This is a genomic window from Arcobacter sp. LA11 (assembly GCF_001895145.1).
Classification (GTDB): Bacteria; Campylobacterota; Campylobacteria; order Campylobacterales; family Arcobacteraceae; genus Halarcobacter.
Window position 1 is genome coordinate 165031 of the sequence record NZ_BDIR01000003.1, and the last position, 14489, is coordinate 179519.

At 25.5% G+C, this 14489-nt stretch carries 9 protein-coding genes and 1 pseudogene; 5 read left to right on the plus strand and 5 right to left on the minus strand.

Annotated elements, in window-relative coordinates:
• Window positions 1-61: 61 nt before the first annotated feature.
• The 3 genes from BT997_RS04580 (at window position 62) to fumC (ending at window position 5109) form a co-directional block, all read left to right on the plus strand.
• Window positions 62-1972 carry a cache domain-containing protein gene (locus tag BT997_RS04580; RefSeq protein WP_072680266.1) on the plus strand — a complete coding sequence of 637 codons (1911 nt, stop codon included), beginning with the start codon at window positions 62-64 and terminating at the stop codon, window positions 1970-1972.
• A gap of 127 nt (window positions 1973-2099) precedes the next feature.
• Entirely contained in the window at window positions 2100-3590 is a 1491-nt protein-coding gene (locus BT997_RS04585) for a fumarate hydratase (RefSeq protein ID WP_072680267.1), read from the plus strand.
• A gap of 121 nt (window positions 3591-3711) precedes the next feature.
• On the plus strand, window positions 3712-5109 hold the full coding sequence (gene fumC / locus BT997_RS04590) for a class II fumarate hydratase (protein WP_072680268.1): 1398 nt from the start codon (window positions 3712-3714) through the stop codon (window positions 5107-5109).
• Between the two features lie 616 nt (window positions 5110-5725).
• On the opposite strand, the pseudogene BT997_RS04595 reads toward fumC, so the two are convergent.
• The 3 genes and pseudogenes from BT997_RS04595 to BT997_RS04605 all read right to left on the minus strand — a co-directional run.
• Window positions 5726-8119 (minus strand): annotated as a pseudogene (locus BT997_RS04595) (methyl-accepting chemotaxis protein); the annotation flags it as partial.
• Between the two features lie 74 nt (window positions 8120-8193).
• The gene (locus tag BT997_RS04600; RefSeq protein ID WP_072680270.1) at window positions 8194-9012 is read right to left on the minus strand and encodes a DUF1853 family protein; all 819 of its coding nucleotides are present in this window, start codon (window positions 9010-9012) and stop codon (window positions 8194-8196) included.
• Between the two features lie 4 nt (window positions 9013-9016).
• Window positions 9017-9367 carry a hypothetical protein gene (locus tag BT997_RS04605; RefSeq protein WP_072680271.1) on the minus strand — a complete coding sequence of 117 codons (351 nt, stop codon included), beginning with the start codon at window positions 9365-9367 and terminating at the stop codon, window positions 9017-9019.
• 91 nt (window positions 9368-9458) lie between these two features.
• On the opposite strand from BT997_RS04605, the gene BT997_RS04610 reads away from it, so the two are divergent.
• Window positions 9459-10160, plus strand: coding sequence for a class I SAM-dependent methyltransferase (locus BT997_RS04610; RefSeq protein ID WP_258239424.1), 702 nt, complete (start codon window positions 9459-9461; stop codon window positions 10158-10160).
• Window positions 10161-10208: 48 nt separating this feature from the next.
• Window positions 10209-11447 (plus strand): response regulator, encoded by a 1239-nt coding sequence (locus BT997_RS04615; protein WP_072680273.1) that lies wholly within the window; start codon window positions 10209-10211, stop codon window positions 11445-11447.
• On the opposite strand, the gene BT997_RS04620 is transcribed toward BT997_RS04615, so the two are convergent.
• Together BT997_RS04620 and BT997_RS04625 are read right to left on the minus strand one after the other, a co-directional pair.
• Window positions 11433-12557, minus strand: a complete 1125-nt coding sequence (locus BT997_RS04620) for a sensor histidine kinase (protein WP_072680274.1) — start codon at window positions 12555-12557, stop codon at window positions 11433-11435. The genes BT997_RS04615 and BT997_RS04620 overlap by 15 nt on opposite strands.
• Complete coding sequence (locus BT997_RS04625) at window positions 12550-14379, minus strand: HAMP domain-containing sensor histidine kinase (protein ID WP_072680275.1); 1830 nt, start codon at window positions 14377-14379, stop codon at window positions 12550-12552. Before BT997_RS04625 ends, BT997_RS04620 begins: the two co-directional genes overlap by 8 nt.
• Between the last annotated feature and the right edge of the window lie 110 nt (window positions 14380-14489).

Below are 14489 nucleotides of genomic sequence, written 5' to 3' on the forward strand. Positions count from 1 at the left end.
GCTTAAATATTATATCTTCTTATAAAATTATTTTGATATAATAATTTTATAAAGGTAACGAATGTTCAACAAAAATGAAAATATAATATTATTTATTATTAAATATACGCCTCCAGTTTTTATACTTACATTATCTTTTATTATTTCTCTAATCTTATATTTTAATAACCAAGCAACTTTTAATGAAGAAAAGACTTTAATCCAAAAACAGTATATTGAAGAGAATAAAAAAGAGATAAAATCCCAAGTAAATATTACATATAAATATATAATCAAACAACAGAAACAAACTGAAAAAAAATTAAAAAAGAGTCTTAAAGAAAGAGTTTATGAAGCACATACCATTGCTACAAATATTTATGAAGAAAATAAACACTTAGATAAAAATATTGTAAAAAAAATGATAAAAGATGCATTAAGAAATATTAGATTTAACAATGGTAGAGGATATTTCTTTATTTATTCTTTTGATTATGAATGTATATTATTACCTGTAGCAAAGCAGTTAGAAGGAAGTGATTTTTATAATTTTAAAGAAGGTAAAGGTAATTTTTTAACTAGAGACATCATAAAAATGGTAAAAGAAAAAGACGAAGGATTTATGACTTGGTGGTATCATAAACCAAATGATATGAAAAACCAGTATAAAAAACTTGGTTTTAATAAACACTTTAAGCCATTTGATTGGTTCATTGGTACAGGTGAATATTTTGAAGACTTTGAAGGAGATATTAAAAAAGATGTATTAAATCATATTCACAATACAAGTTATGAGCAAAATGGTTACATTTTTGTTTTAGATTATGAAGGGAACTACTTAAATCATATTAGAAAAGAAATCATAGGTTTAAATGCATTAAAGGCAAAAGATACTCAAACTCATAAAACTGTTGTTGATGCAATTAATACTGCAAAAAATGGTGAAGGATATATTAGCTATATACAAAATAAAAAGCCAGGAAATGATTTACCTGTAGAAAAAACAAGTTATGTTAAAGGTATAAATAACTGGCAATGGCTTATAGGAAAAGGTTTTTATAAAGATGATTTAGAAAATATTGTCAAAAACCAAGAATTATTGTTAAATAAAAGATTTAAAAATAATATGCAAGATTTACTAATAATGACTATTATACTTACTGTTTTATTATTAGTTATGTCTATTTATATATCAAAAATATTAGAAAATAGATTTAGGAAATATCAAGATGAAATAAAAATCAATTTAGAAGAGATAACAAAACAACACAATATTTTAGCTCATCAGTCAAAAATGGCTGCTATTGGTACGATGATTGGAAATATTGCACATCAATGGAGACAACCTTTATCTCTTATCTCAACTGCAGCAACAGGTATGAAATTAAAAAAAGAAATAAATGATTTAAGTGATGAAGAATTTAATTCAAACTTAGATTATATAAATGATTCTACACAATATCTTTCAAAGACTATTGATGACTTTAGAAATTTCTTTGCAACAAATAAAGAGAAAGTTGAATTTAGTATTGATTCAGCTTTTAATGAAGCTATAAACCTAGTAAACGTTCAATTTGTTAATAACAATATCCAAGTTATAAATAAGATTCAAAATCATTCTACTTATGGTATCCAAAGTGAATTAGTACAAGTATTAATAAATATTCTTAATAATTCAAGAGATGAACTTTTAAATGTAGAAGAACAAGAAAGATATATTTTTATTGAAAGCTTTGAAAAGAAAGATAGAGTTGTTCTTGAAATAAAAGACAATGCAGGAGGAATTAAGCCTGAAATAATTGAACATATCTTTGAGCCCTACTTTACTACAAAACATCAATCACAAGGTACTGGTATTGGACTGTATATGTCTCAAGAAATAATTGTAAAACATTTTGAAGGCTCTATGCGTATGGAAAATACAACATATTCATATAACGATAAAGTCTATACAGGAGCAAAAACAATTATTGAAATAATTTTGCCAAGATAAATTTCACGTATCGCTAGGTAACATATTATTTTAAATCAAAATTGCTATGTAATTTTTGCTAATTTCATTTTATTAAATAAACTGCTTTTTGCTATAATTAACCCAATTTCGTAAAAAGGTATATTAAATGGGAAAAATTACAGAACAAGATATTATAGATAGCGTTGCAGGAGCATGTCAATATATTTCATACTATCATCCAGAAGATTTCGTTGAGGGAATGGTTGAAGCGTACGAAAAAGAACAATCAGAAGCAGCAAAAAATGCTATTGGACAAATTTTAATTAACTCTAAAATGTGTGCTATGGGACACAGACCTCTTTGTCAAGATACAGGTTCAATCAATATTTTTGTAAAAGTTGGTTTAAAAGCAGATTTAGATATTTCAAGAGAATTAGAAGACATTTTAAATGATGGTGTAGCTAAAGGTTATACTGATCCAGATAATACATTAAGATTTTCAGTTGTTTCAGACCCAGCAGGTGAAAGAAAAAATACTAAAAACAATACTCCAGCAGTTATTCATATGAGTGTTGATAATGGTGATACAATAGATATTACTGTTGCAGCTAAAGGTGGAGGTTCTGAAAACAAATCTAAGTTTGCAGTACTTAATCCATCTGATTCAATTTATGACTGGGTTATGGAAAATGTAAGACAAATGGGTGCAGGATGGTGTCCTCCTGGTATCTTAGGTATTGGTATTGGTGGAAACCCAGAAAAATCAATGCTTTTAGCAAAAGAGTCTTTAATGTCTCATGTTGATATTCATGAACTAAAAGAAAGAGGTCCTCAAAATGCCCTTGAAGAGTTAAGATTAAGATTATACGAAGATATTAACAAAATTGGAACAGGTGCTCAAGGTCTTGGTGGTTTAACTACACTTCTAGATGTTAAAATCTTAGACTACCCTTGTCATGCTGCTTCTTTACCAGTTGCAATGATTCCTAACTGTGCTGCTACTAGACACATTCACTTTGAATTAAAAGGTGATGGTGCAGCTAAATTTAATAAGCCTGATTTAGATATCTGGCCAGATTTAGAAATTCCAATGGATACAGTTAAAAAAGTAAATATTGAAGATTTAACAAAAGAAAACTTATCTCAATACAAATCAGGTGATACATTATTATTATCTGGAAAAATTTTAACAGCAAGAGATGCTGCTCATAAAAGAATAGTTGAGTACAAAAATGCTGGTAAGCCACTTCCAAATGGTGTTGATTTAAAAGATAGATTTATTTATTACGTTGGACCAGTTGATCCAGTAAGAGATGAAAAAGTTGGACCAGCAGGGCCTACTACATCTACAAGAATGGATAAATTTACTAAAGACATGATGGAAATTGGTATTATGGGTATGATTGGTAAAGCTGAAAGAAAGCAACCAACTATTGATTTAATTAAAGAATACAAATCAATGTACTTAATTGCTACAGGTGGAGCTGCATACTTAATTTCTCAATCTATTACAGATTCAAAAATTGTTGCATTTGAAGATATGGGTATGGAAGCTATTTACGAATTTGAAGTAAAAGACATGCCTGTTACAGTTGCAGTTGATACAGAAGGTACTTCTATTCATACAACTGGACCTGCTAAATGGAGAACTATCTAATTTAAAAATAACAAAGGATTTTTCCTTTGTTATTTCCTTAATTTTCTATCTTATATCTAACAATTATAATTAAAACTAACCTATGACTTGATATACTATTTTGTTTTTCAAAAGGATATTTATGAATTACAGAATTGAAAAAGATACAATGGGTGAAGTAAAAGTTCCAAACGACAAGTATTGGGGAGCACAAACACAAAGAAGTATCGAAAACTTTCCTATTGGTACTGAACAAATGCCAGCTGAGATTATAGAAGCTTTTGCATATCTGAAAAAAGCTTGTACAATTGTAAATAATAAGCTTGAAATATTAGATGATACAAAATGTGATGCCATTTCTCAAGCTTGTGATGAAATAATTGAAAAAAAACATAAAGAAAATTTTCCTCTTGTTGTTTGGCAAACAGGTTCTGGAACACAATCAAATATGAATATAAATGAAGTTATTGCAAATAGAGCTACAGAGATTCTAGGAAGCGACTTTAGAAAAGAAAAACTTATCCATCCAAATGATGATGTAAATAAAGCTCAAAGTTCAAATGACACTTATCCAAGTGCTATGAGAATTGCATTTGTTCTTGATATTCAAAAAAAATTAATCCCATCAATTAAAACTTTGAAAACTACTTTAGAACAAAAATCAAAAGATTTTGATGATATAGTTAAAATTGGTAGAACACATTTACAAGATGCTATACCACTTACATTAGGACAAGAATTATCAGGATATGTTGATATGTTAAACAAAGCTCTATGTCAAATAGATGATGCAATAAAATACATAGTTGAGCTTGCAATTGGAGGTACAGCAGTAGGTACTGGATTAAATTCAGAAGCTAATTTCTCACAAATGGTTGCTGAAACATTGAATCAATTAACAAATACAAAATATAAATTTAAATCTCATCCAAATAAGTTTCATGCACTAACAGCACATGATGGAGAAGTTGTACTTAGTGGAGTATTAAATGCTTTAGCCTCAAACTTAATGAAAATTGCCAATGATATTAGATGGCTAGCATCTGGACCAAGATGTGGGATAGGAGAAATTAATATACCAGCAAATGAACCCGGTTCTTCAATTATGCCAGGTAAAGTAAACCCAACTCAAAGTGAAGCTATGACAATGGTAGCCGTTCAAGTTATGGGTAATCATACTACTGTATCAATTGCAGCTTCACAAGGTAATTTTGAATTAAATGTATTTAAACCTGTAATTGCCTTTAATATTATTCAATCAATAAGATTGCTATCTGATACTATAATTGCATTTAATGATAAATGCGCACTAGGAATTGAACCCAATATAGAAAATATTGATAAATATTTAAATGATTCTCTTATGCTTGTAACTGCACTTAATCCATACATTGGATATGAAAATGCAGCTAAAATTGCAAAAACTGCTCATAAAAACGGTACAACATTAAAAGATGAAGCTATTAATCTTGGTTTATTATCTAGTGAAGACTTTGATAAATACATTAAACCTAAAGAGATGTCTTATCCAAAAAAATAGAATAACTAAATTTTAAATAAAAACTTTTAAGTCTTTATTTATACTGTTATCTATTTTTTTCTCTCAAAATTTGAGTATTTATCACTGCAATATCATTTAAAGAATTAAATACTTCACTTGTTGCATCTTCAATCTCTTTAGCACTTTGCTTCAAGACTTTGTTATCTGCTCTTTTCGCATTTAAATTAATATAGTTTTCAACTTTTTTATGAACATTCTCATGTGTTTGTTTTAAAGTGTTCCATTCTATTGAGTTAGTATATACTTTATTTTGGTTTTCAACTTGACTAATCCAAATTCCTAAATCACAAGATTTACAATCTTTTACATTACAAGTTTTAAAAGAATCTAAATCTTTAAAGTAAGTTTTTTTAAAATTTATATGATCATTTTTATATTTTGATATTTCTTGGATTAAATCTATATCATCAACCATTGAATAGTACTTTTCATTTATCTCAGCTTGGGCAGTAATTCCAAGTAATCTAGTAGATAAATTTGCAACTTCTTTTGATAAGTTATCAATATTAGATGATGTAGTTGCATTCTTTTGAGTCATTTGATCAAGAAGTGATATTGCATCATTTATTTGTATCATACCACCTTCTTGTTCTTTAATAGCAGTTGTTACATTATCAATAATATCTCTAGTATCAACAATCTTTGATGAAAGATTTGAATATCCATTTATCATATTTGTAGCAATATCTTTACCTTCATTAGATTTCTGACTTGCATCTTCAACTAAACTTTTAATCTCTTTTGCTGCATCAGCAGAACGACCAGCAAGGTTTCTTACTTCTTGTGCAACAACTGCAAATCCTTTTCCAGCTTCACCTGCTGTTGCTGCTTCTACTGCTGCATTTAGAGATAAAATATTAGTTTGAAAAGCAATTTTATCAATTACTGATATTGCATCGCTAATTGCGCTTACTTTTTCATTTATTTCATCCATTGAAAGAGATGTTTTAGTTGCAAGTTCATTTCCATTTTTAGCAGAACTATTTAACTCTTCAGCAATATTTGACATTTTAACTACGTCTTGACTACTTGACTTCATATTACTTGTAATCTCTTCAATTGATGCTGCAGTTTCTTCTAAAGATGAAGCTTGTTCATTTGCACTATTTGATAATATTTGAGAAGAGCGTGTTAAAACCTCTGTATTCGATTCTAGTTCTTGTCCTGCATTTGTTATCATTGCTACTAACTGCGAAGTTGATTGTCCTAATAGTACAGCACCAGTAGATAAAGTACCAAAATCACCATACATACCAATTTTTTCTTCTTCATTTAATCTAAACTGATAATTGCCCATTGCATAATTATCAAGTACTTTATTAATATTATTTACTTTTTGTTTTGTATAAGAAATCATTTTATTAATAATCTCTCTTAAAGATTCAACTTCTCTTGTAGCCCCTCTTTCATGTATTTTATACTCAAAGAAACCATTAGATACTTTTCCCATAACATCGCTAATTTCAACTACAACTTTTTTATCTTGTTCAATAATTCTTTCAATTTTTTTAATTTGTTCATTCATATCATGAGTCATTTTTGCAAACTCATCACTACCTTTTATTTCCATAGGTTGAAGATGTTCTTTTTCTCTAATCACATATAAAAAGAAGTCTTCTAATCCATCTTTAAAAGTTGATAATGAATTGACAATTTTTTTAGTCATTAATGTACTAATAACAAACACAATAATTAAAATAATAAGTACAAAAATAGATATTAAAATAAACTCTATATTTATCTCATTGTTTTTATTTTCTATATATGTTTTTATATTCTTTGATACTTTTTTATTTAAAGCATTTAAATAGTTTATTCTTTTAGATGATATATCAAACCATGTTTTATCATCTGCGTTAGACATGCTTTTACTTAAAGTACTTAAGGCAGATATAGCTTCATTATCAACTATCTCAATCAATGAATCAATCTCTTCTATTGATTTATTATCTCTTTTATAATCTGTAACATCTAGCATAGATCCCATATAGTTATCAAATACATTCTTAATTTTTTTCAATAATTTTTTTTCTTCTTTTGTCACTCCCTTAATTCTTCTATACTTATTTAAATCTCTTAAAATACTAGTATGATATTTTTGAATTTTATTTGAATACTTATCATCACCAGTTATTACATAGTTTTTAAAATTATGAATCAATCCTCCATAACCAGCAAGTTCTCTAATATGTGAAATAATTTGATTCTTCTTACTTTTATTAAAAAGTATATTCCTATACTCTTCTACTTCTTTACAATCTTTACAAGTTTGCATTTTTTTAAATTCACTTATTTGCTCTAAATTAGCAATCTTAATAAATATATTTGAAAATGTATTTTGAGAAGATACAAGAGAGCTAAACTTATAATACTCATTGTTTGAAAAGGAACCCTTTTCAAATATTTGTCTTAATAATATTCTTTCTAAAGATGCATATTCTGTTATGTTGGCAATTGAAATATAAGCCTGAAGTTTTTTTGATAAAGCTGCATCATTGGTATAATTTAAGACATTATCCATAAAAGATAGAATTGTTTTTATTAATTTAGAATAGTATTCACTCAATTTATCATCACTAATAGAGATATTATCAACTTTCATTCTAATTGAATCAATTTTTTTTAATTCTATTTTCAATAAATCAATTTTCTTTTTAACATTTTGGGAATGAAGTTGTTCATCAAAAGATGATAAAAATTTATCTATTTCTTTAATTTTAAGTTTAGTATTATTTCTATGTGAATTTAATTCATTTTTATACTCTTTTCCATAACTATTTAAGTATATTAAACTAATATCTCTTTCTAATTGTAATTTACTTAAAAGTTCATTTGAATCTATAGAAAACTCTAAATAAGTTTTTGTTTTTTTGATTGAGTTTTGTTCTTTTATTTTTGTATATATTAAGTCAATAGATAATAAGACAATAACTACTATTGGTATTGCTAAAATTAAAAAAATTTTATTTTTCAATGAAATATTATTCATCAGGGATTCTCCAGAAAATTATTTATTTTTTGGAGTATATTTATTTTCAGTTACAATGGGATTACATAATATTATTATTTAAAAGTAATAAATAACCATTCTATCTTAGAAAAATTATTTATCCACAATAAAGGAGATTTTCTCATTTTGTTATATATCTTTACTATTTTTTTTGTTTCCTCAAAATTAGCCCAAGAATCAATTGTGTTAAAGGAGCATACCCAATCATATCTATGTGGTATATAATATTTCATACTTTTATAAATACCATTTGTTATAAATTCCTTATAGGTTATATACAAACCTTTTTTACATAAATTATTCACAAGTTCATATTTATTATTAAAATCTTTTTGTAAATAAAATAGATTTGCTTTAAAACATAGTCTTTGTTTTATATTATTTATATCAATATCTTTTAGATATTTTTTTGTCTCATTTTTGAAAAGTAAAGGGAATTGCTTATTCTTAAGTTTTGTTAGTTTTTTAATTAAAGTATCGTTTCTATTTGGACCAATATATCTATTTAGTTCACTAGAGAAAGTTTTATCATATATGTAATACTTATATACTAATTCAACATGAAGAAATTCACTATTTTTTTTATCAAAAACAACAAAATCAATCTCACCTATAGTATTTTTTTCTACTATAACTTGTATATTTTTTAAAATCAATTCATATCTATTGGAATTTATTATATAAAATTCAAAAAAACGCTCTATTCTCTTCCCTAAAGGAACTTTTTCTGTAATTACTAGTTTTGTAAAATCTAAAGAAGAGATATCTATTTCATCAAATTCAAAATTTGTTATTCCATAGATATCATCAATAAATAAGGATGGTGTATTATAAAAACCTAAAAACTGTTCTTTTAAATTTTTATTATTCAAGTATTTAGTTATTTAACCTATTTTTAGCTAAATCAATGTCACTTTGATATTTATAAATCATAAAATCAACCATAGTAGTATTATCATTTTTATTAAAAAAAGAGACCATTTCTATAAGTCTATAACTCATTCTAAAAAATGCTGTAAAAGGAATCATATAAGTTACAATAGTTTCATATTTTCTATATGGATAATATGTATCAAATTCATTTTTCAAATCTGCTAAGTATATATTTTCTTCTTCTAATTGTTCTTTACTCTTAGCACTAATAGCTCTCATAGCAAGGAAAAAATTTAAAAGAAACATAATTAGGTTTAAATTCCAACCTAATAAAAAAATTTCATCATAAGTCATCTATTCTCCAAGTTTAATAATTATATCAAATATTTGTTTTAATTATTAAATATCTTAATTTAAGTATAATTACATCTAATAAAGGATTATAATGAAATTAATTGAAACAAATATAACAGAAACTTTTGAAGAGATATACTTAATCGAAACACTAAACTTAGATAATAAGAAAATTTTGGAGTTAGGTTGTGGTTCAGCTTCAATGACAAAGAAAATTGCTGCAAATGGAAATAACAGAGAGGTAATAGCTTGTGAAGTAGATAAGATACAACATAAACAAAACTTGAAACTAGACCTAGAAAATATTGAATTTATACTTTGTGGTGCTGAAAACATACCTTTAGATGACAACTCTATAGATATTATTTTTATGTTTAAATCATTTCATCATATACCAGAAGAGTTAATGCCACAAGCTTTAAATGAAATATGTCGTGTATTAAAACCAAATGCTCTAGCTTACATATCAGAACCTCTTTTTGCAGGAGATCAAAATGCATTAGTAGCTATGTTTCATGATGAAGAAAAAGTAAGAATTGATGCATTTAATAATATAAAAAAGTCTGTAGAAAATGGACAATTTAAACTTTTTAAAGAAATATTTTTTCAAACTAAAGTCTTTTATAAAGACTTTGAAGAGTTTAAAAAGAAACAAATGAATCTAACATATAATAATGACCAAAGTAACCAAGAACTCGAAGATAAGGTCAAAAACAAATTCAATAGCTACAATTCTGGGCAAAATGTTGAATTTTTAAAACCCTTTAGAGTTGATATATTACAAAAATATTAAATAATTGAACTAATTATGATATAATTATTATTATCAAAAGGGTTCATAATGATAAATAATAATTTTTTAAAAAAGTTAATTATTTTATATGTTGAAGATGATGAAACTACAAGAGAACAATTATCAAAGCTTTTGAAAAGGCTATTTAAAACTGTCGTAATTGCTACTAATGGTGAAGAAGGTTATATAAAGTTTAAAGAAATAACATCTAGAGGTTATGTTATTGATTTAGTATTAAGCGATATTAATATGCCAAAATTAAATGGCATAGATATGCTTGAAAAAATCAGAGAACTAGATGATGAAGTTCCTTTTATATTTACAACAGCAAGATCAGAAAGTGAATATCTTATGAAAGCTATAGAGTTAAATGTTGATCATTATGCTCTAAAACCTGTTGATATGGAAGATATCCTCTTAAGAATACAAAAAGTATGTGAAAAAAAATATTACGAAAAAATTGTAAAAAAACAGCGATTTGAATTAGAAAACTATTTTAATGCAATTAGTCAAGTAGCAACTATCTATAAAATGAATGAAGAAGGTAAGATAATTTATGCAAATAAAAATTTTCTTACTCTTTCTAGATATACAAAAGATGAAGTAAAAGAGTTAGTTGTTGAGGACTTACTACATAAAGATATACCAGATGAATTTATAGAAAAAACTTGGAATTTTATTAGAGCTGGAAAAATCTGGAGAGGTGATACTAAATACATTGATAGAAATAAAGAAGCCTTTTATTTGAAAATTACAATTTTTAAAATAGAAGGAGATGAGAACGAATACGTAACTATTGGGTTTAATCAAACAGAAGAATATCTTAAAAAAAGAGACTTTCATAAAAATGTAATGCTTAATATGAAAGATAAGAATATGAAAATTACAGAACTTAATAGAGCATCTCAAAACCAATCTTATCAAATCGACCAATTATCTGATTATTCAATGGAACTGCAAAAAAAAGTTGAAGAGGAAAAAGCTAAAGGAAAAGCAAACTTAAGACAAATAAACTATTACGAAAAAAAATTAACAAATATCGATGAAAAATATGAATCTATACTTAAAAAAGCCGAAGCAAGACATGAAGATTTTATGGCAATATACAATACTATGAAAAACAAGTATGATTCAAATGCTAAAAAAGCATCCCAATTAGAAGAAGAATTAGAATTAAATAGAAAGCTTGTAGAAAATAGAAATGAAAAGATAAAAAATCTAGAAACTGATTTAAGAAAAAGAGAATCTCAATTAAGAAAAATTGATCCTAAACTAATCTATCAATGATTTATTTGATAATGCAATTATAAACTTGATACCTTCTTTTGTATTCTGTAATTTTAAATCACCTGCAAAACTAGATTGAACAACAAGTTTAACCATATATAACCCTATTCCCGTACCATAGTCTTTCGTAGTGTAATATGGATCAAAGATCCTTTCAATATCTTCTTCTTTTATTCCACCAGCGTTATCTTCTATCATTAAAATAGTATATTTACCTTTTTCTAATGAATTAATTTTTATATTTCTTTCTTCTATTTTTCTATCATTAAATGCATCTTTTGAGTTTGTAACTATATTTAAAATCACTTGCTCTAATTCACTATCTACACCAAATACTTGTTCATTTGATACATTAATATCAATATTTATATTGTTTGACTCTAAGTGCTTTTCTAATATCTTTAGTATCTTTTCAATTGAATCTTTTAATAAAAAAGTCTTTTTAATCTTTTTAGGGTTAAAAAAATCACTAAAATCATCAATAGTTGTAGACATAAAAGCTATTTGTTCTTTTGTTTTTTGATGAAATTTATCTATAAACTTTTCATCTATTTCATCATATTTATAAGAGTCTTTTACATCATCACAATATAAAGACATAATATTTAGCGGTTGTTTCAACTGATGTACAATAACTCCTATCATTTCCCCTATAGTAGCCATTTTTGATTGATGAATTAACATTTCATTTTTTTTACTTAACTCTTTTTCATTAGTTTTTAAAGAATCAAATAAATCTATATAAACCTTTAGTTTTGAAGAGAGTAATACATCATCAATTGGTTTAGAAATATATTCTACAGCACCTAAATCATAACCTTTTTTTTGATATTCGCTTTTATCATAAATTCCAGTAATAAAGATAATTGGAATATCTTTGGTTTTCTCAATACCTTTTATGTATTCTGCAAATTGAAAACCATCTACTTCTGGCATTTGAATATCACTCAAAATCAAATCTACACTGTTTTCCATTAGTAAAGCCATTGCATCTTGGGCATTTAAAGATGTTAAGATATTAATATCATCAAAATTATCTTCAATCATTAGCTTTAAAGAATAAATATTAGCCTCAACATCATCTAATAATAATATCGTAAATTTACTCATCATACACACCTTTAATAGCCTTTATTATATCTTCTTTTGATAAAGTTTTATCTATGCAAAGACTTGCACTATTTTCTATTTCGTTATCAATTTTAGTATCAGTATTATAGATTATTATAAATCTATTATTTGAATTTTTCATAATCTCTTTTAGTTTTTCTAGATCTAATTTATTAATATCTATAATTATCAAATCAAAACTATTATTCGTATCTATTTTAGTAGTAAGGTCTAACAAAGAACTAACTTGAGTTACATTATTTTCTATTTTTAACTCTACAATTATATTTAAATAATTTATAGGTTCATCATGTAAAAATAAAATATTCTTTTTATTTGTGTTTTCTAGATATTCATCTATCTCTTCATTTTCTATTTCAATAAGGGTTTCAAAACTCTCTTCTACTTCTTTTACTTCGGCCGTTTTATCAACTTTTTCAAGATTTTTTGGAATAACGATACTAAAAGTACTTCCTTCATTTATCTTACTTGTAACTTCAATAGTTCCATTTAGCAATTCAATAATCTCTTTACAAATAGCTAAGCCTAGTCCTGTACCACCATACTTTCTTGTGGTACTTCCATCTACTTGTTTAAATCTTTCAAATATTTTTTCTAACCTATCTTCAGGGATTCCTATTCCATTATCTTCTACATAAATTCTTATATTTTCATCTTCATCTTTGGCAGCTAATTTAATCTTTCCCTCTTCTACAAACTTTAATGAGTTACTTAAAAAGTTCTTTAATACTTGTTTGATTCTATTTTTATCACTATAGATAAAATCAATATCTAAGTTACAATCAAATTCAAAAATAAGGTTTTTTTGCAAAACTTGAGGTTCAATCATATCTTTAATTTCGTACATCATTTTATAAAAATCTATTGTTTCATAATTAAGACTAACTTCTTTAGCTTCAAGCTTTGATACATCTAAAACATCGTTAATTAAACATAGTAAATCATTACCACAACTGTTTATGATTTTTAAATTCTTAACATGCTCTTCTTCTAGTTTATTATCTTTATTTTTTGTCATTACAGAAGAAATTATATTTATAGAATTTAAAGGGGTTTTTAACTCATGACTCATATTTGCTAAAAAATCATCTTTTGATTTATTTGCTTCTTCTAAATCTTTTTTCTGCTTATCTTGTATCATTGTTAATTGTTGTAAGTTTATATATGATTCATTAATATGTTTAGACATATCATTTATACTATTTGATAATTCTTCAAACTCGTCTGATGTACTTATCTTTAAGCTTTCATGATACTCACCACTACCTATAAGTTCCATATGGGTTTTCAATTTATTTATATATGACAAAAAGAAATGTTTTACAATATAAATTAAAACTATAAATAAAAATACAAATAATGAAAGTACCAAAATTATATATTCTTTTATATTTTTATCTATGATTTTGTCATATTCTTTTTGAGATAAACCAATTTCTATATCACCTACATATTTTTTTAGAACAGTAACTTTTTCTTTAAATATAAGCAAATTGTCATTTAAAATCGCGTCTTTGTTTATTCTTGATATCAATTCATTATCTTTTGATACTTCTAAATATGCTAAGTTATCATAGTTTTCAATAACCGTAATAAGAAAAATATTTAATTCAGAAAAGTTTTGTTCATCAAGGTAGTTTGAACTAACAGATGAAATTGTATGTAATATTAAAGTACCCTCTTTTTTTAAAATTGATAGAATAGAAGCTTTTTCATTTTTAATTGCTAAATAGGAAAAAGTAGATAAGAAAACCATAAGAGTAAGTAAAAATATAATTGTAATTTTAGGCAGTAACTTCATCTAAATACTCTTTAAAATAATAATTTTATATATATGATAAATTATTGTAACATAAATTCTAATAAATAATTATTTTGATACAATACAAAAAATTAAATAAAGTAAGTATT

What these genes read in the sequence shown, in the direction of transcription:
- BT997_RS04615 (WP_072680273.1), top strand. Translation starts at nt 10,209, where the DNA reads ATGATAAATAATAATTTTTTAAAAAAGTTAATTATTTTATATGTTGAA.
- BT997_RS04610 (WP_258239424.1), top strand. Translation starts at nt 9,459, where the DNA reads ATGAAATTAATTGAAACAAATATAACAGAAACTTTTGAAGAGATATAC.
- BT997_RS04580 (WP_072680266.1), top strand. Translation starts at nt 62, where the DNA reads ATGTTCAACAAAAATGAAAATATAATATTATTTATTATTAAATATACG.
- BT997_RS04585 (WP_072680267.1), top strand. Translation starts at nt 2,100, where the DNA reads ATGGGAAAAATTACAGAACAAGATATTATAGATAGCGTTGCAGGAGCA.
- BT997_RS04620 (WP_072680274.1), bottom strand. Translation starts at nt 12,557, where the DNA reads ATGAGTAAATTTACGATATTATTATTAGATGATGTTGAGGCTAATATT.
- BT997_RS04625 (WP_072680275.1), bottom strand. Translation starts at nt 14,379, where the DNA reads ATGAAGTTACTGCCTAAAATTACAATTATATTTTTACTTACTCTTATG.
- fumC (WP_072680268.1), top strand. Translation starts at nt 3,712, where the DNA reads ATGAATTACAGAATTGAAAAAGATACAATGGGTGAAGTAAAAGTTCCA.
- BT997_RS04605 (WP_072680271.1), bottom strand. Translation starts at nt 9,367, where the DNA reads ATGACTTATGATGAAATTTTTTTATTAGGTTGGAATTTAAACCTAATT.